Here is a 16,900-nt window from a genome sequence, read left to right on the forward strand (position 1 = left end):
ATTAATTATTCTTGGACGTTTCGGATTGCAGCTTTACGTTCGTGTGGTTTTAAGAAACGTTTACGTAGACGAATATTTAGAGGTGTAACCTCAACCAATTCATCATCGCGAATGAACTCAAGTGCATATTCAAGCGTTAGTTGGATTGGTGGTGTAAGCTTCATGGCTTCATCACGTCCTGAACTACGAATCGCTGTTTGTTTTTTGTTTTTTGTTGGGTTAACATCCATGTCGGTATCACGTGCGGCAATCCCGACGATCATTCCTTCATAGACATCTGTTTGTGCACCAATAAAGAATTGGCCACGTTCTTGTAAGTTAAAGATTGAGTATGCCATCGAAACACCTTGTTCTGTTGAAACCATTGAACCGTTTTGACGTTGTTGGATAGCACCTTTGTATGGTTCGTAACCGAAGAATTGGCGGACCATTGTACCTTCACCACGTGTTGAGTTAATAAAGTCTCCACGGAAACCAATTAAACCACGTGTTGGAACACGCCAGTATTGTTTAACCATACCACGGTCTTCAGTCATGTCAGTCATTTCCCCTTGACGAAGGCTAATTTGGCTGATCATTGTTCCTGAATATGCTTCTGGCACTTCAATGATTACAGTTTCAATTGGCTCATGTTTTTTGCCATCGATCATTTGTGTGATAACTTGTGGTTTTGAAATTGCCAGTTCGTATCCTTCACGACGCATGTTTTCAATAAGGATTGATAAGTGAAGTTCTCCACGTCCAGAGACTTTGAATGAATCTGCTGACCCCGTATCATCAACGCGTAATCCCACGTTAACTTCGAGTTCTTTTTCAAGACGTTCTTTAATGTTACGAGATGTTACGTATTTTCCATCACGACCTGCAAATGGTGATGCATTAACCATGAAGTTCATGGACAATGTTGGTTCTTCGATAATAATTGGTGGTAATGGATCAATGTGATCAACATTGTTTAATGTGTTACCGATTGAGATATCATCAATACCAGCAACCATTACGATGTCACCAGCGTATGCAACTTGTGTCTCCACTCGTTTTAGACCTTCGTAGACATATACTTTTGAAATTGATTGACGTTTAACGTTTCCATCATTATCAACAACAGCTACTTGTTGTCCTTTTTTAACTTGTCCTTTAGTAATACGACCGATTCCAAGACGTCCAACATATTCATCATAAGCTAATGATGATACTTGGAATTGAAGTGGATCATTATCGTAATCTGGATAAAGTGGTGTGTGTTCAACAATTGTGTCAAAGAGATCTTTAATGTTTGTTGCATCTTGATCTAATGATTTTTGAACAATTTGTTTTTTCGTAATTCCGTAAAGAATTGGGAATTCAAGTTGTTCGTCGGTTGCATCAAGGTCCATAAAGAGTTCGTAAACTTCTTCAATGACTTCTTCAACACGACGGTCTTGTTTATCAATTTTATTAATTAGTAAGATTGGTTTTAAACCATTTTCAAGCGCTTTGTTTAGAACAAAACGTGTTTGTGGCATTGGTCCTTCTGCACTATCAACAATTAAGATAACTGTATCAACCGTTTTGATGATACGTTCAACTTCACTTGAGAAGTCAGCATGGCCAGGAGTGTCCACAATATTAATTTTAATGTCGCCATATTCGACACTACAGTTTTTGGAATAGATTGTAATACCACGCTCACGCTCGATATCATCACTATCCATAACTTGGTCCACGACCACTTGATTCTCATGAAATACACCTGCGGACTTTAACATCGCATCTACGAGTGTACTTTTACCAGCGTCAACGTGAGCAATAACTGCTATGTTTATTATTTTTTTCATATATTACATTTTCCTTTTCTACAACTGGTCTATTATACACGAATTCGTAGTAAAAGTGTAGAAAATGCAATCATGAGTGCGTTTACAGACGAAAAAAGTTCCATTTTCAAGCAATTTGCTCTGTTTTTCTCGTGTTCATCACCCATCGTTAACATTTGCACCTGTGCTTTACTACGAAAATAGCCCACCATGACGGCGGACTATTCGTATACTTTATAGATTTGATTGGTTGATAATTTCTTTAAGCATATCTGCAGATTCTCGAAGTGCCGACACTTCGTTTGTGCTGTATGGAACTTCAACGGTATTAAGAACTCCTTGACGACCCACAACTGTTGGTACTGAAATATAAACATCTTCGATTCCATAATCACCACTTTGTAATGAGGAAACGGTTAAGATTGATTTTTCATCACGAAGAATTGCTTTAACAATGTGCGTAACGGCAAGTGCAACCGCATAATTGGTATAACCTTTACGATCAATAATTTCGTACGCAGCCGTTTTAACATCATGCGTAATTTGATCACGCATCGCGTCATTAAACTCAATGTTCATATTGCGTGAATACTGCTCGATTGTAAGTCCAGCAATGGTTGCGAGTGACCATGTTGCAATCTCACTATCACCATGTTCACCAATAATATTCGCATGGATATTACGAGGATCGACAGCAAACTTGTTTGCTAAAATTGATTGGAAGCGTGCGGTATCAAGAACTGTACCTGAACCAATCACGCGATTCGCTGGGAAGCCTGAAAGTTGGTAGGTTATTTGTGCCAAAATATCTACTGGATTTGAGACAACCAAGAGGATAGCATCTGGATTGTATTCAACAATACTTGGAATTAATTGCTTATAGATCTCAATATTACGGTTTACAAGATCAATCCGTGTTTCACCAGGTTTTTGTGCCAAACCGGCAGTGATAATTACAATATCGGATCCTGCTGTTTCTGGATAGTCACCAGCAACAACCTTTACGGGAGAAACAAATACTTGACCTTGATCCAGATCCATTGCTTCACCTTTCGCTTTATCTTTGTTGATATCAACAATTACAATTTCGGATACGACATTACTATTCATTAACGCAAATGCAGTGGTTGAACCAACAAAACCTGCACCAATTATTGAAACTTTATTTGCTTTCATAGAATCTCTCCTTTTGTCTGTCTTCATCATACCAAAACTGCGTTAAGAAGCGGTAGAGTTTGCTTGCATTTTCATCGTGATAAGTTATTCTTAATCTATGAGGTGATTCACATGTATACAAAGTTTTATAAGAAAGATATCGCAGCTCGGAAAGCTGTCCTTGCTCAAGACCATCGTTACGATGAGTCCTTGGATACGCCTTTACCGGAATCTGTTTACGACAATATGATTGAAAATGCAATTACAGCCTATGAACTTCCAATGGGAGTTGCTCCTGGATTTCTAATCAATGGAAAAGATGTTGTGATGGCAATGGTCACAGAAGAACCATCAGTGATTGCTGCTGCGAGTAATGCCGCAAAGATATTCCAACGTAATGGTGGTATAACAAGTCATGTAGAAAGTCGTTTCATGCGTGGTCAAATTGCATTTGCTAATCCAAAAAACCCACAAGAAATGATGGAATTTGTTGAGAATAATTTCTCAGAACTACAGCATATTGCACACACTGCTTACCCATCTATTGTGAAAAGGGGTGGCGGTCTTCACAAAATAGAAACCAAGTATGTGATGAATCCCGATAAAACACACTTCCTGATTGTCTATTTAATTGTAGACACGCAAGAGGCAATGGGTGCAAATATGATGAATACTATGCTTGAGGCCGTTAAGAGTTACTTAGCCGAAACATTCGCAACAGAAGCCTTAATGGGGATTTTATCAAACCTAACAACGGAATCCGTTGTTCATGCTTCCGTACGTTTGAATCCAGATACGCTTAAACATTCTGATCTCATTGCCTCACGCATTAAACAGGCATCCGATCTTGCGATGGTAGACCCATATCGAGCAGCAACACATAATAAAGGGATTATGAACGGTATTGATGCTGTCGTCTTGGCAAGTGGGAATGATTGGCGTGCAATCGAAGCCGCAGTCCATAGCTATGCTTCACTTTCAGGCACATATCAACCCTTAACTAAATGGTCTATAGCAGATAATGGTGATATCCTCGGTTCCATAACCTTACCCATGCCCATTGGCGCTGTTGGCGGCTCAATGGGTATTCACCCTAAAGCACAATTAGCACGTAAAATTATGAAATTCGAGAATGCTCAAGACCTCATGATGATGATCGCAAGTGTCGGCCTTGCACAAAACTTCGCTGCCATTTACGCATTAACTACTGACGGCATTCAAAAAGGTCACATGGCACTGCATGCCCGGTCGCTCGCATTACAAGCTGGGGCTCTCGCTGAACATCTCGATGCAATCGTGACTGAACTGACACAAACCCAACCCATGAATCTTGAAGCAGCTCATAAAATTGTTTCAAAATATGAAGGTAGAGAGTAATCTCTATCTTTTTTATAGGATTTATAGCGCACGCTTCCTATTTAAAAGATAGAGGTGAAATTGATGTATTCTATATTAACTTCTATTTTTTGTGTACTACTGACATTTTTAATATGGTGCTGGGGATTTCGCGTTATTGATGCAATCAAAAGTAATCAATATGGCCAACGGCGCGTCTCTGTCTTTATTTTTATGGTTTTCAATCACTACATTATTTTTCGACAATTGATGCAAATGGAACTCCCAACGATGCTTCGAATTGTCCACGGTTTGTTTATATCGCTTCTGTTGTTGATGAGTTTAATTGATACATACACCTGTTGTATATCGAATCACCACTTAATAATCTGCTTAATTTTAGCACTACTTCAGCGTTGGCTAAATCCACTGACCCAAAATCACTTTTTCTTGTTAGTCTGTGTTGTTCCGCTAACATTGATAGGTTTAAGACACAAAGAATATCTCGGTTTTGGCGATGTTATCTTACTTATTATTTGTGCGACTTACTTAAATGTACTTTCGTTTTACATAACACTTGCGATCGCGGTGATAAGTGCTTCGTGTGTTTCTATTTTGTTAATTGTGATGGGGCGACGATCGCTGCAAGATGCTATCCCCTTTGTTCCATTTATCACTTTTGGGTTCGTTATGACCTTACTTTTTGACGCACCAATTTGGTTTGGATTCCCATAAAAAAAGCTCTTACGAGCTCTTTGATGTATATATTTTTTTCTGAATTACACCAGATCCAGGTTTTTTTAGTTGGCTTTCAAGATACTCATAATAAGCCCCGGGAGTTGCCACACCACTTATTTGTATTAATCGCATTCCACTTGATTCAATAATTTGATCAGCAACCAGAACGCAATTGGTCGTAAACACGTTGTATGTTTTGAACTTTCCGCGCTTAAACTTATAGAAATCTACTTTTAGATTTGCTTGACGGAGTCGTGTTAGATAGTTTTCGCCTTCTGTATCTTGTTGATATGGGTAATCATAATAAAACGCATCTTCAAGAATTGTATCAATACGTGCTTCTATTTGACTCGCTTGCTCTTGTGTTAAATGAATAAAGAAACGAAAGACTGTTGTGCCCGTATCGACTGCATATTGGACAAAATCTTTCTCACTTCCAATAATCATGACACCGTCGCCATAGGCCATTGATTTTGCACGGTTGAAGTTATCATGGGCACCATAAGAATAAATACTGCCACGATATCCTATATCAAGGTGGCCGATTCGACTATGTCCTTCATCTTTAGCATAAAGGTATACGGATAACATTGTACCCGTTGAGGGCTCAACCTCGCTCGAAAAACTGCCAGGATTTTCCAACTCAATACGATTAATACTCTTTATTAAAAAATTCGGAATTAATGCAGCAAAAAAGACTGGCAAGGAAAAACTAATCTTGATTTTATTACGGAAAAGAACTTGAACTGCCGAAAATCCCTCCACTATACCATATAGAATAATGTATGATCCAACTTGTAAATTAATAATAAAACGGTTTTCAACACCACTGAAAATCAGTAATAAACCCATGCCAAATGAAATTAGAAACGCAATAATTTTTCCAAACTTTCCGGGTTCGTTGTCCTTAATTTTGACATAAAGTTCAAGTCCGTGGACTGCTGCATTAAACATTGCCCACATCCCAAAAATAATTGCAATGATCTCGATATAGAGGTACTCCGTCAGTCCCAGCAATATAAATAGACCCAGTGCACCTAAACCAATTAACCCATTGAAGATATTCCGATTTCGGATACTTTGATAAATCGAAACCACAAACGAAGCAATTAATGCAATACGGATAGCGAGATAAATGAGTGACCACATGAGATTATCACGATAAATAAAAAGTACCCCTATTACGATTAAAACTACAGACACGAGTATCTGTATCCATAAAACTGATTTTTCTTCCCGTGAAAACACATGTTTCATACAATACCTCTTTGCTTTATTATAACACTGAAATATAGCCTCGTCGTCGAAAAACGCATGTACATTTTCGATACACACTCTCATATTCTCATAAATTTTCAAATATTGTATACATATTACTGTTTTTCTGTTCGTAGATATTATAGAATAGGACAATAAAGGGGGAAAACTTATGAACTATTTAAAGAAATTTGTAGCTAACATGGCAATCATGGACGGTCGCACATCACGTCGTGAATTCTGGTTTACAATCTTATACATTTATCTCTTTGCAGCACTCTTTGGCGTTGCTGTTGGTTTAATTGGATTAATTGTTAAATTACCTACACTCTTGGGCGCAGCTATCATCGTTATTCAAGCCATCATTTTCATTGGAACAATCTCGATGCAAGTTCGTCGTCTACATGACACAAATAAATCTGCATGGTACCTACTCGTAAATATGATTCCAGTTATTGGTCAATTCGTATTTATCTTCTTCTTAGTAAGTCCTGGTGATGACCACATGAACAACTATGGTTACCCAAACAACTCACAAGAAACAACATTCTAGTAGATTAAAAGGCACTCGACCTACGTCAAGTGCCTTTTTTTATGTTCTATAGTAAATTTTCTTTGGTTCAATTGGGATGTTACGTGATTCGAGTAATTCTTCGACCGTGACAAATTTATAACCCTCAGCCGATAATTTTTCGAGCGCACACTTAGTTCCTTCAACAGTACTTGAATACAGATCATGCATGAGAACAATTCCACCATCATGCGCATATTCCACAACTGTATCGCAAACTGATTTGCCATCTTTATAACGCCAGTCATTTGAATCAATTGACCAGTTAATAAATGTGACATTTGAATTTTCACGAACATACTCATTAGCATTCCCGTATGGTGGGCGGACCATGATTTGACCATCATATCCCGAAGCATCGCGGATTGCTTGCTCTGTACTCGCAATTTCTTGCTGGATTTGCTCTGGAGTCGCTTTATTCAAATTTGGATGTGAAAAAGTATGACTCGCTATTTGATTTCCTGAATCAAGAATTTGTTTCACAATGTCTGGGTAACTTCCTACACGACTCCCCACTGTAAAGAATGTCGCTTTTCCATTATACGTTGCAAACAAATCGATTAATGCCAAGGTATTATCACCATGTGGTCCATCATCGTATGTGAAAGCAATCAATTTCTCATTGCCATCGATTCCTTGATCAAGGTAGGCTGATGGAACATCGGCTGCAGTTTTATCAGTCTCAAACGGTGGTTCATCAAAGAAATGGGCAGACTCTTTTAAATCGTACTCGACCTTACGATCATTCGAAAACAGACACATTTTCTGATCGTTGAGCAGCCAATTTGTTTTCCCATCCAACGTCGATGATGCAATAACTTGATCACGCGGCATTACTGGTTCTAAAATCTTACGGTAGTCACTCATGACCTTTCGATCTGCTTTGTCAACGAGCAGATCTTTGGGACTTACTTCCGTATCTGAATTCATGTCAAAAACACGACTTTCCACATTGGTGAGTGCACCATCAAGTTGTTGGTAGAATGTAACACTCAAATATTTATCTTTATACGTCGATACCGCGTAGTCTTGGAGAAATTCGACATCGGTTCGTTCACTGTCGGTAAACACCTCTTGGTTTCGAGTTTGGGTATTTGTAAGCACATTGTCCACAAATGTATCTGCAGATTTGTATCCCGTCTTTGGATAATGATACGCAAAATATCCTTGATCCATTGATTTTAAATCCTTAACTTGGGTTCCAATTTGCTTATTATCTGTATCCACATTCTTTAAATGACTTGGATATTTGGGAAACATACCACTTATAATATATATTCCTAAACCTACTACAAGTAGGATTGATAATGCAAAAGGAATCGCAAATTTATAATTAATTTTATAACGTCTTCGCTTTGCCATTTATCTTTACCTCTTCTTAATAATCCTATCACACTCATCGTTTAAATCTAACCCCTTCCAATTGATTATCTTTTGAAATTTTCGGGAGTTCACCATCATTTCATGAACTCTTCCGGTAGTGTTAGGTTTCTTCACATTATCTTTACAATATAGTCAAATACCAAAATTACACATAATGTTATCGATGGTAATTGGTTGATTTTTTATTTACAAAAAGGTATTATGTTAGTAACAACTTCAAATAATAGATAAGTTGTTACTGCATCCGTCGTAGATGACTTCATAATTTCCTTCTTAACCACTTATGAAGACCACTACGATGTTACGCACTATCTCTCTTAAAAGAAATGGGTTCCCGTCCATTTCTTTTTTTGCGTTCAAATACCCAAAGTCGCGAATATGGGCTATACTATACGCATGACATTTACAGATAGATTAATAACATGGTATCGCGCAAATAAACGAGACTTACCGTTTCGTCGTGAGCGTGATCCCTATAAAATTTGGGTCAGTGAAATCATGGCTCAACAAACACAAATTGCAACGATGCTCCCTTACTATGAAAAATGGGTTGCGAAGTATCCAACTGTTCAAGCTTTAGCAGCAGCTGATATTGATGAAATTCTCAAAATGTGGGAGGGATTGGGTTATTACCGCCGTGCTCGTAACTTACATGCCGGGGCACAGTTTGTTGTGGAACATTTTGACGGTGTTCTGCCCGCGGATAAACAGGCACTTATGAGTATTCCTGGCATTGGTGACTACACTTCTAGTGCGATTGCCTCAATTGCTTTTAGTTTGCCGGAAATAGTGATTGACGGTAACGTCAAGCGTGTCATGGCACGATATCTTAATTATACCGAGAACGTAAATGCACGAGCAGCCCATAAGGTCTTTGATGCGTTTCTTAAAGAAGAGCTTATTAAGGATGGTGCGGATCCTAACGAATTCAATCAAGCATTAATGGAGTTAGGGGCCCTTGTATGTACTCCTAGTAACATAAACTGCGAAGGGTGTCCTTTTGAGGAAATGTGCGCTTGTTGGCGTGGAGAAGTCGTGGGTCAGGTTCCCTTTATACCCAAAAGCAAACCTGTGAAAGCGTATGATAAATCAGTCTTTATCCTCGTTAAAGATGGAAAATTGCTTATTTCGAATGAGCACGATGATGGTTTAATGGAAGGTCTCTTCCGTTTACCACAAATTGATGGTCACCAAGATTTGAAACCTGTCACAACTCTTGTCCATAAGTTTTCTCATTTGCATTGGAATATTGAAGCTTATCACGTTGATTCGTTAGACATTGGAGATCACAATTGGTTCTTTGTGCCTCTTCAAGAAATTGTGGACACTTATCCTCTCGTGACGGCTCATCGCAAGATTCTCCAAAATCAGAAGATATTATAAAAAGAGTTCACCATTGGTGAACTCTTTTCTAAATTATTTTTAACGTTTCAAGGGCATAGGCTATTCCCGATTCATCGTTTGAACGGGTCACAAAATGGGCCATATCTTTAACTGCATCGACTGCATTCCCCATTGCGACAGCATGGCCAACATAGGATAAGAACGATTTATCGTTATGACCATCGCCAAACCCAATCATCGCATCAGGATGGTATCCTAAAGGTTCTAATGCTTGCGCTAGTGCATTTCCTTTATCAATCCCTTGCGCTGTATACTCAAGGTAAAATGGCGCGGAGAAAACACAATTGAGTTTTCCTGAAAATGGTGCAATAAGGGCGTCGTGGTGTTCCTGAAGATACTCAGGTGTAGCACTCACCAAAACTTTACTAAGGGTAAATGTTGCGGCTTCACGTAAATCTTTAATGGGTTTGAGCTTCAGATAGCACATTTCTGCTTCGTGTTGAACCATATAACCATCTTCATTATTCGTATACAAGAATGTCCCGTCATCAAACATCATACTGACGTCAAATTGTTCCAGGTGATCAATAATTGAAAGCACTTCTTCATGAGATAGTGGTTGATGAAAGAGAACTTCATCCGTTGCTGGATTTAAAACCTTGCTACCATTATAAGAAACAATCATGCCACCAAAGTTTGCAAGATCGAGTTCGGCTGCAAGTGGAAGCATACCGCTTGTCGGTCTTCCCGACGCTAAAACAACACGCGTTCCCTTTTGTTGAGCCTTAATCAAAGCTTTTTTTGTAGTCTCATCCAGTGTTCCATCGGACGAAATTAGTGTACCATCAATATCTGTAACGATTATTTTAATATGTTCCATAGATCCTCCACATAATGCATCTATTATAGCTTATTTTGCATATAAAAAAAATCATGGTTTCCCATGATTATTTACTTGATAAATATGTCAGCAAATAGGTTCCACTCAAACCTAGGGACCCAACACCTAAGGCAAGAAGGCCCCACTTTGATGCTTCTTGTGTAACGCCTGTTAATGCATAATATGTTAGCAGAACGCCGAACAATGCATACAAACCAATATTCATCATCAATGCTTGTGGTTTTAGATTATCATTCATCACAAAACGTTCTTTTGGTACAATCGTAAGCCCTTGTAAAAAACGTTTACGATAAATGATTTCCATTATAATGAGTGTCGCAAGACCGAACACCATGGATGCAGGTGTATCAAAAAACAGGCCATTCACAACAACTGCAAGTGCTAAAGTAATTGCAAAACGGCTCTGAAATACCTTTGCAAGTGCCTCTTTATCTTTGGGGACAAGATATACATTCTTATTAAAAAAATCAATAAACATAGTTTCTTCTGTTTTTGCCATTCGATGATTCTCCGTCTCTATATACCTATTCTACCTTATATTTTATAGTGTAGCACCAATTCATTTGTCTTTTTCAGTTTGCTTTTTGCATCTTTAACCAATTTGGTTGAGGCACACCCTTTCCAATCCTATAATGAAGATGATAAAAAATATAAGAAACGGAGATTTGTATATGTTTAAACAAGATAAAGCCCACTGGGAAGCACTTGCTGGTTTCCACACGGCAAATGAAATTGCACAACAACCTGAAACATGGTTGAAGACTTTGGACATCGTAACTTCAAAACGTTCTGATATTGAAGCGTTCATCAACCAAGTTACAGGCCAAGAAGATTTTGATGTTATTTTTACAGGAGCTGGAACTAGTGAATTTGTTGGAAACTCACTTGCACCAATCCTTCAAGCAGCGTATGGACGCAACTTTAAATCAGTTGCAACTACAAACATTGTAGTTACTCCTGAAGTCTATGTTCACCCAACACGCCCTACATTACTTGTATCATTTGGACGTTCAGGAAACTCACCAGAATCCATTGCCGCAGTTGATGTTGTGAACGAAGTCAACAAGAATGCAAAACACTTAGTCATTACATGTAACCATGAAGGTAAATTAGCGTTACGTGATGACGAAAACATCTACTCAATCAAACTACCAAAAGAAACAAATGACCAATCATTTGCTATGACAAGCAGCTTCTCAAATATGTTCCTTGCAGCTTACCTATCATTCAACATTGATAAATTAGAGAGCTACACAGATGCAGTCAAAGAAGTTGTCCGTGTTGGAAAACATATCGAATCCGATCGTTTCCAAATTGTTAAAGATACAGTTGATAGCTTTGATTTTGACCGTATCGTTTATCTTGGAGATGCAGACCTTAACGGTTTTGCCCAAGAGAGTGCATTAAAAATGTTAGAACTTACAGCTGGTGAAACAGTAACAATGCATAACTCACCACTTGGTTTCCGTCATGGACCTAAATCAATTGTCAACAACAAAACTTTAACTGTTATCTACATGAAAGAAGCAGAATATGTTCGTAAATATCAAATCGACTTAATTCGCGAAATGAGCGGACAACGTGCAGGCAACAAAATTATGGTTGTCGATACACGCCACGATTCACAAATTAAAGACTTAGTTGATGTCTACGAAGTCATCGAATATAATGAAACTATGAATATGGACCTTGTTGGTTTAAATATGGTGATGTATGCTCAAATCTTCTCACTGTACCAATCAATCAAGTTGAATAAATCACCAGACAATCCATGGCCATCAGGACTTGTAAACCGTGTTGTTCAAGGGGTTATCATTTATCCATATCATAATGGAGGCGCAAAATAATGATCGGTATCGTTGTAACAGGACACGGCGAATTTGCTTCTGGTTTAACATCAGCAGTCGAACTCATCGCTGGACGTCAAGAACAATATGAGGTTGTAACATTCAACCAAGATAAAACACCGGAAACTTTATCTGAAGACTTAAAGGCAGCAATCGAACGTGTTAATACAGGCGAAGGTGTCTTAGTGTTCACAGATTTAAAAGGTGGAACACCGTTTAAAGAATCAGCAATGTTATCTGCTTCATTCAGTAACATTGAAGTTTTAACAGGAACAAACTTAGCGATGTTGTTAGAAGCAAGTTTAATGCGAATGGGTGATGTTGAAGTTCAAGCATTTTCACGTTCATTAGTTGAAACTGGCGCATCACAAGTAGATTTCTTTGAATTAGTTTTAGAGACATCAGAAGATGATTTTGATGGAGATGGTATCTAGGGAGGCTAACTATGACACCAATGTCAGTAGTTTTATATTCAAGCTTAACTGTTGGAGTGCTCTTAGTTTCATTCGCAATCATTTACTATATTACAACTGCGCGTAAGATTAAGCAGCAACACAGCCGTATGCCTGATATTCTTAATGAATTGAAACCAGGGGTAGAGATTGTATTCGCTGGTGGATTCGTCGGAAAACTTGTAAGTACCGATGATGAAAAAATCTTTGCAAAAGTACGCCTCAGTGATAACACTGTAGTCGAAATTGCAATGTATAGCATTACCAATATTTTAGATCGTTAATAAAAAAGCTGGAGTCTTCACGACTTCAGCTTTTTTTGTGCTCTGATTTATTTTCTTCTGTAATTGATTCAATGGATTCTTTGTATATCGATTGTGAGAATTCACTAGGTGCTAATCCAAAACGTTTTTTGAATTTACGTGAGAAGTAGTGGATTGAACTAAACCCAAGCTTTAACGCAATTTCTGTAATTGGATAGCGTTCTTCTAAGATCATGTGTTGGGCTTTCGCCATTTTCAATTCATTAATATACTGCTTCGGCGGCATATTGAGATTTTTCTTAAAAATACCCTGTAAGGTTGAACGGCTAATTGAAAACTGATCGCAGATGTCTTCCACCGAGATGGGTTCAAAAATATTATTATGAATGTAAGTACTAATTTCATTCATTAACTCATTTTCAAAGTTTTCTTGAATTGGATTGTTTGTCGTAACTTTTGTTTGATCTTGATTCTCAAGTTGGATCAAAAGAATGACTAATTCTTGAAGATATGAAACCATGAGATCACGCGAGTATGGTACGTTATGCGACTCCATAATGGTCGAGTGGCGAATGAATTTATCCGTCAATTGATACAACTCCGGAGTACAGTCAATGATTCGATCTTTAAGATGTGCCATATCCTTCGTGCGAATGTTCATATCAAACATAATGGTGAGGTATGATGACGATTTATCACCTCGAATATATTGTTTATGAAATTGTCCTGGAAAATAAAGCATGATTTGTTGACTGGATAGGATATGTTCAACACCATCCACTTCAACCCCTAACTCTCCCGTATCCACATACGTTAATTCCCAGAAATAATGGGATTCGCCATCAAAGTGATAGTCCTTCCCTTTTACACTATAATAATATGAATAAATGTCGGTAACAGCAAATTTTGGACGAATCGGCTCATACGCCAACTGGTTGGGTAAATCGATCCGTTTCAACTCTTGAGCCATCGGTGTTTGATATGAGAAATCCACAACAACGCTTTGTGTTAATGGAATGACTGTATAAGGTGTATTCTCTTTCAGCATAATTGGACGGTGGATAACAAATTGTTCGCGGCTTCCAAACTCTTCTTGAACTACCAAAATCGCAATTCCTTCTAATAACTCAATACGAATTGGCACTTCACTTACTTCTAGATAGTCTGGATTTTTTCCTTCAATAATCCTACGATGTGATACATATTCTGACGGCTCTTCAGCAATCGAACCAAATTTAAGAAACTGTGGACTTGTTGTCTTTAAATACATAATTCACCTACCTAAACTTCTCTCTATGCCTCTATTATACAACATTGTGCTTTTTCATTAAATAATTACCGCCGATTAATCAAAAGTGCAAAGGATATGTAAAATAATGCAAATAAAAATGTACCTATCTATTGTAATATTACACTATAAGAGCGCTTACATCTCTTATGGGTATGAAAGGAGAGCATGAATTATGCCAAATATCGTATTAACTCGAATTGACAATCGTCTCATCCACGGACAAGTCGCAACACAATGGTCGGGAGTTATTGGTGCTAACTTACTGTTAGTTGCTAATGATGAAGTTTCTACCAACAAGATGCGTCAAGGCCTTATGGACATGGCTGCACCAGGATACGCACAAACACGTTACTGGTCACTTCAAAAGACAATTGATACAATTCACAAAGCATCTGATCGCCAAATGATTTTCATCATTTGCGAATCACCTCAAGATGTCTTAACACTTGTTGAGGGCGGTGTTCCAATCAAAAAGGTAAACATCGGAAACATGCACATGGCGGAGGGGAAACGCCAAGTAGCAACTGTTGTCGCAGTTGATGACAACGATGTTGCTGCATTCAAACGTCTCCAAGAACTTGGAGTTGAGCTTGAAATTCGACGCGTTCCTCAAGAAGGTACAGAAGACGTCGCTAAATTATTTAAATAATACTCAAGGAGGAAAAGATTATGGATTTTGGAATTATTCCAATCATTCTCGTAATGATCGTTACATTTATTGCAGCGATTGACCAATTTAGTTTCCTAGAATCCCTCTACCAACCAATCGTATTATGTACAATTGTTGGTGCTATTCTTGGAGATATTAAGGCCGGAATGGTTGTTGGTGGTACATACCAATTAATCTCAATCGGTAGTATGCCAGTTGGTGGAGCACAACCACCTAACGTAATTATCGGTGGTATCATGGCTACTGTGTTTGCTATTTCATCAAATATGGCACCTGATGCAGCTGTTGGTTTAGCAGTTCCATTTGCTTTATTTGGACAATATGCTGTTACATTGACATTTACATTAATGTCACCAATGATGGCATTAGCAGATAAAGCTGCTGAAGACGCAAACCCAGCAGGAATTACACGCGTTAACATTATCTCAATGGCAATCTTGGGATCACTCTTCGCATTTATCGTCTTACTTGGAATGTTATCAGGACAAGTTATCGGTAAACAATTAGCAGAAGCTTCCTATAACCTTAGCTGGTTAATGGCTGGTCTTGATGTTGCTGGTGGTATGATGAAATATGTTGGTTTCGGTATCTTGATGAAGATTATGCTATCTGGCGAACTATGGGGATTCTTCTTCCTTGGTTTCGCATTTGCTACAATCGTCAACATGGTTCCTGGACTTTCAGGAGCAGCATTGCTTATCCTTTCAATGATCGGTGGCGCTATTGCTATCTATGACTTCCAACAAAATACAAAACTACGTAAATTAACACAAAATGCAACATTCGGTGGAGGTGAAGAAGATGGAATCTAATGTAACACACTACAAAGATTTAACTCCAGCACAACCGCTGGACAAGAAAACTCTTAACAAAATGGTTTGGCGTTCACTCTTCTTGCAAGCATCATTTAACTATGAGCGTATGCAAGCAGCTGGATGGCTCTATGGAATTCTTCCTGGATTAGAAAAAATCCATACTAACAAAGAAGACCTCTCAGCATCTATGACGCATAACCTTGAGTTCTTCAACACTCACCCATTCTTAGTTACATTTGTTATGGGTATTGTTCTAAACTTAGAACAAAACAAAGCTGATATCCCAACAATCCGTGCCGTACGTGTTGCTGCAATGGGTCCTCTTGGAGGTATTGGTGATGCTCTATTCTGGATGACACTTGTTCCTATTACAGCTGGTATTACAGCTAATATGGCAATTGGTGGACAGATTATGGGTCCAATCTTGTTCTTATTAATCTTTAACGCTGTACAATTTGCACTTCGTTTCTGGTTAATGAACATGTCATACCGTCTTGGTGCACAAGCAATCGATGTCTTTACAGAAAATGCTAAAGAATTTACACGAGCAGCTGGTATCCTTGGGGTATTCATTGTTGGTGCGATGGTTTCTATCTTCGGTGGAACACAAATTCGTATCTCAGTTGTTGATGGTGACATGGTAACAAACGTTCAAAAAATTATGGATGGAATTTTACCAAAACTCTTACCATTACTCTTAACAATGTTAATGTACTTCTTACTCAAGAAACGTAACTGGACTCCTACAAAATGTATCGTACTATTATTAGTAATCGGTATTGGTGGAACTGCAACAGGAATCTTAGCTGGTGATTCAAAAGCTATTAACCCTGAAACAGGAGAAGCAATCCCTGGTGGCTATAACCCACTTCTAAACTGGTATGAATACGGTGTAGAGAAACCAAAAAACTAAAAACATAGTATTTCAGAAACTCTCCTTTCAAAAATACTAAAAAAATAAATATCCACCAGCTTAGCTGGTGGTTTTTCAGATGCGGGCGTAGCCCTTTACTTCTAGTTGCGCTTTACAGCGCTAATGTAGTCTGCCATCTACATCTATTTCTTGCTACCCGTAAACGGGT

17 protein-coding genes are annotated in these 16,900 nt (G+C 38.3%); 10 read left to right on the forward strand and 7 right to left on the reverse strand.

What is annotated here, in order from left to right:
• Positions 1 to 5: 5 nt before the first annotated feature.
• Positions 6 to 1,817, reverse strand: coding sequence for a translational GTPase TypA (gene typA, locus GVV19_RS10240; protein WP_159647412.1), 1,812 nt, complete (start codon positions 1,815 to 1,817; stop codon positions 6 to 8).
• A gap of 213 nt (positions 1,818 to 2,030) precedes the next feature.
• Positions 2,031 to 2,972: an L-lactate dehydrogenase gene (locus GVV19_RS10245; RefSeq protein WP_159634545.1), complete on the reverse strand. Its 942-nt coding sequence runs from the start codon at positions 2,970 to 2,972 to the stop codon at positions 2,031 to 2,033.
• 111 nt (positions 2,973 to 3,083) lie between these two features.
• On the opposite strand from GVV19_RS10245, the gene GVV19_RS10250 reads away from it, so the two are divergent.
• Positions 3,084 to 4,328, forward strand: coding sequence for a hydroxymethylglutaryl-CoA reductase, degradative (locus GVV19_RS10250; RefSeq protein WP_159647414.1), 1,245 nt, complete (start codon positions 3,084 to 3,086; stop codon positions 4,326 to 4,328).
• Between the two features lie 63 nt (positions 4,329 to 4,391).
• A complete protein-coding gene (locus GVV19_RS10255; protein ID WP_159647416.1) occupies positions 4,392 to 5,021 on the forward strand; it encodes a prepilin peptidase in 630 nt (209 codons plus the stop codon).
• Positions 5,022 to 5,030: 9 nt separating this feature from the next.
• Here GVV19_RS10255 and GVV19_RS10260 read toward each other — a convergent pair whose 3' ends face one another.
• Positions 5,031 to 6,281 carry a hypothetical protein gene (locus GVV19_RS10260; protein ID WP_159639766.1) on the reverse strand — a complete coding sequence of 417 codons (1,251 nt, stop codon included), beginning with the start codon at positions 6,279 to 6,281 and terminating at the stop codon, positions 5,031 to 5,033.
• A 172-nt stretch (positions 6,282 to 6,453) separates the two neighbouring features.
• On the opposite strand from GVV19_RS10260, the gene GVV19_RS10265 reads away from it, so the two are divergent.
• The gene (locus GVV19_RS10265) at positions 6,454 to 6,834 is read left to right on the forward strand and encodes a DUF805 domain-containing protein (protein ID WP_159639767.1); all 381 of its coding nucleotides are present in this window, start codon (positions 6,454 to 6,456) and stop codon (positions 6,832 to 6,834) included.
• Between the two features lie 39 nt (positions 6,835 to 6,873).
• Here GVV19_RS10265 and GVV19_RS10270 read toward each other — a convergent pair whose 3' ends face one another.
• Complete coding sequence (locus tag GVV19_RS10270; protein WP_159647418.1) at positions 6,874 to 8,214, reverse strand: polysaccharide deacetylase family protein; 1,341 nt, start codon at positions 8,212 to 8,214, stop codon at positions 6,874 to 6,876.
• A gap of 399 nt (positions 8,215 to 8,613) precedes the next feature.
• Between GVV19_RS10270 and mutY the strand changes: the two genes are divergently transcribed.
• Positions 8,614 to 9,618 (forward strand): A/G-specific adenine glycosylase, encoded by a 1,005-nt coding sequence (gene mutY / locus GVV19_RS10275; RefSeq protein WP_236262344.1) that lies wholly within the window; start codon positions 8,614 to 8,616, stop codon positions 9,616 to 9,618.
• A gap of 28 nt (positions 9,619 to 9,646) precedes the next feature.
• Here the strand turns inward: mutY and GVV19_RS10280 are convergent, their stop codons facing one another.
• Together GVV19_RS10280 and GVV19_RS10285 are read right to left on the reverse strand one after the other, a co-directional pair.
• Complete coding sequence (locus GVV19_RS10280; protein ID WP_159647420.1) at positions 9,647 to 10,459, reverse strand: Cof-type HAD-IIB family hydrolase; 813 nt, start codon at positions 10,457 to 10,459, stop codon at positions 9,647 to 9,649.
• A 67-nt stretch (positions 10,460 to 10,526) separates the two neighbouring features.
• The gene (locus tag GVV19_RS10285) at positions 10,527 to 10,979 is read right to left on the reverse strand and encodes a hypothetical protein (RefSeq protein WP_159639775.1); all 453 of its coding nucleotides are present in this window, start codon (positions 10,977 to 10,979) and stop codon (positions 10,527 to 10,529) included.
• Between the two features lie 172 nt (positions 10,980 to 11,151).
• Between GVV19_RS10285 and GVV19_RS10290 the strand changes: the two genes are divergently transcribed.
• From GVV19_RS10290 to GVV19_RS10300, 3 genes are read left to right on the forward strand one after another with little or no spacing between them, the layout of a single operon-like run.
• Positions 11,152 to 12,327 carry an SIS domain-containing protein gene (locus GVV19_RS10290; RefSeq protein ID WP_159647422.1) on the forward strand — a complete coding sequence of 392 codons (1,176 nt, stop codon included), beginning with the start codon at positions 11,152 to 11,154 and terminating at the stop codon, positions 12,325 to 12,327.
• Entirely contained in the window at positions 12,327 to 12,761 is a 435-nt protein-coding gene (gene agaF, locus GVV19_RS10295; RefSeq protein WP_159634575.1) for a PTS galactosamine/N-acetylgalactosamine transporter subunit IIA, read from the forward strand. Before GVV19_RS10290 ends, agaF begins: the two co-directional genes overlap by 1 nt.
• 11 nt (positions 12,762 to 12,772) lie before the next feature.
• Complete coding sequence (locus GVV19_RS10300; protein WP_159634578.1) at positions 12,773 to 13,063, forward strand: preprotein translocase subunit YajC; 291 nt, start codon at positions 12,773 to 12,775, stop codon at positions 13,061 to 13,063.
• A 25-nt stretch (positions 13,064 to 13,088) separates the two neighbouring features.
• Here the strand turns inward: GVV19_RS10300 and GVV19_RS10305 are convergent, their stop codons facing one another.
• Positions 13,089 to 14,312, reverse strand: a complete 1,224-nt coding sequence (locus GVV19_RS10305) for a helix-turn-helix domain-containing protein (protein ID WP_159639779.1) — start codon at positions 14,310 to 14,312, stop codon at positions 13,089 to 13,091.
• A gap of 193 nt (positions 14,313 to 14,505) precedes the next feature.
• On the opposite strand from GVV19_RS10305, the gene agaV reads away from it, so the two are divergent.
• The 3 genes from agaV to GVV19_RS10320 are packed head-to-tail and all read left to right on the forward strand — an operon-like array spanning position 14,506 to position 16,731.
• Complete coding sequence (agaV, locus tag GVV19_RS10310) at positions 14,506 to 14,982, forward strand: PTS N-acetylgalactosamine transporter subunit IIB (protein ID WP_159634584.1); 477 nt, start codon at positions 14,506 to 14,508, stop codon at positions 14,980 to 14,982.
• A gap of 20 nt (positions 14,983 to 15,002) precedes the next feature.
• The gene (locus GVV19_RS10315) at positions 15,003 to 15,815 is read left to right on the forward strand and encodes a PTS mannose/fructose/sorbose/N-acetylgalactosamine transporter subunit IIC (RefSeq protein ID WP_159634587.1); all 813 of its coding nucleotides are present in this window, start codon (positions 15,003 to 15,005) and stop codon (positions 15,813 to 15,815) included.
• Entirely contained in the window at positions 15,805 to 16,731 is a 927-nt protein-coding gene (locus GVV19_RS10320; protein ID WP_159634590.1) for a PTS system mannose/fructose/sorbose family transporter subunit IID, read from the forward strand. Before GVV19_RS10315 ends, GVV19_RS10320 begins: the two co-directional genes overlap by 11 nt.
• The last annotated feature ends 169 nt before the right edge of the window (positions 16,732 to 16,900 follow it).

This window comes from Erysipelothrix anatis (assembly GCF_009828745.1).
GTDB lineage: Bacteria > Bacillota_I > Bacilli_A > Erysipelotrichales > Erysipelotrichaceae > Erysipelothrix > Erysipelothrix anatis.

What these genes read in the sequence shown, in the direction of transcription:
- typA (WP_159647412.1), bottom strand. Translation starts at nt 1,817, where the DNA reads ATGAAAAAAATAATAAACATAGCAGTTATTGCTCACGTTGACGCTGGT.
- GVV19_RS10245 (WP_159634545.1), bottom strand. Translation starts at nt 2,972, where the DNA reads ATGAAAGCAAATAAAGTTTCAATAATTGGTGCAGGTTTTGTTGGTTCA.
- GVV19_RS10250 (WP_159647414.1), top strand. Translation starts at nt 3,084, where the DNA reads ATGTATACAAAGTTTTATAAGAAAGATATCGCAGCTCGGAAAGCTGTC.
- GVV19_RS10255 (WP_159647416.1), top strand. Translation starts at nt 4,392, where the DNA reads ATGTATTCTATATTAACTTCTATTTTTTGTGTACTACTGACATTTTTA.
- GVV19_RS10260 (WP_159639766.1), bottom strand. Translation starts at nt 6,281, where the DNA reads ATGAAACATGTGTTTTCACGGGAAGAAAAATCAGTTTTATGGATACAG.
- GVV19_RS10265 (WP_159639767.1), top strand. Translation starts at nt 6,454, where the DNA reads ATGAACTATTTAAAGAAATTTGTAGCTAACATGGCAATCATGGACGGT.
- GVV19_RS10270 (WP_159647418.1), bottom strand. Translation starts at nt 8,214, where the DNA reads ATGGCAAAGCGAAGACGTTATAAAATTAATTATAAATTTGCGATTCCT.
- mutY (WP_236262344.1), top strand. Translation starts at nt 8,614, where the DNA reads ATGGGCTATACTATACGCATGACATTTACAGATAGATTAATAACATGG.
- GVV19_RS10280 (WP_159647420.1), bottom strand. Translation starts at nt 10,459, where the DNA reads ATGGAACATATTAAAATAATCGTTACAGATATTGATGGTACACTAATT.
- GVV19_RS10285 (WP_159639775.1), bottom strand. Translation starts at nt 10,979, where the DNA reads ATGGCAAAAACAGAAGAAACTATGTTTATTGATTTTTTTAATAAGAAT.
- GVV19_RS10290 (WP_159647422.1), top strand. Translation starts at nt 11,152, where the DNA reads ATGTTTAAACAAGATAAAGCCCACTGGGAAGCACTTGCTGGTTTCCAC.
- agaF (WP_159634575.1), top strand. Translation starts at nt 12,327, where the DNA reads ATGATCGGTATCGTTGTAACAGGACACGGCGAATTTGCTTCTGGTTTA.
- GVV19_RS10300 (WP_159634578.1), top strand. Translation starts at nt 12,773, where the DNA reads ATGACACCAATGTCAGTAGTTTTATATTCAAGCTTAACTGTTGGAGTG.
- GVV19_RS10305 (WP_159639779.1), bottom strand. Translation starts at nt 14,312, where the DNA reads ATGTATTTAAAGACAACAAGTCCACAGTTTCTTAAATTTGGTTCGATT.
- agaV (WP_159634584.1), top strand. Translation starts at nt 14,506, where the DNA reads ATGCCAAATATCGTATTAACTCGAATTGACAATCGTCTCATCCACGGA.
- GVV19_RS10315 (WP_159634587.1), top strand. Translation starts at nt 15,003, where the DNA reads ATGGATTTTGGAATTATTCCAATCATTCTCGTAATGATCGTTACATTT.
- GVV19_RS10320 (WP_159634590.1), top strand. Translation starts at nt 15,805, where the DNA reads ATGGAATCTAATGTAACACACTACAAAGATTTAACTCCAGCACAACCG.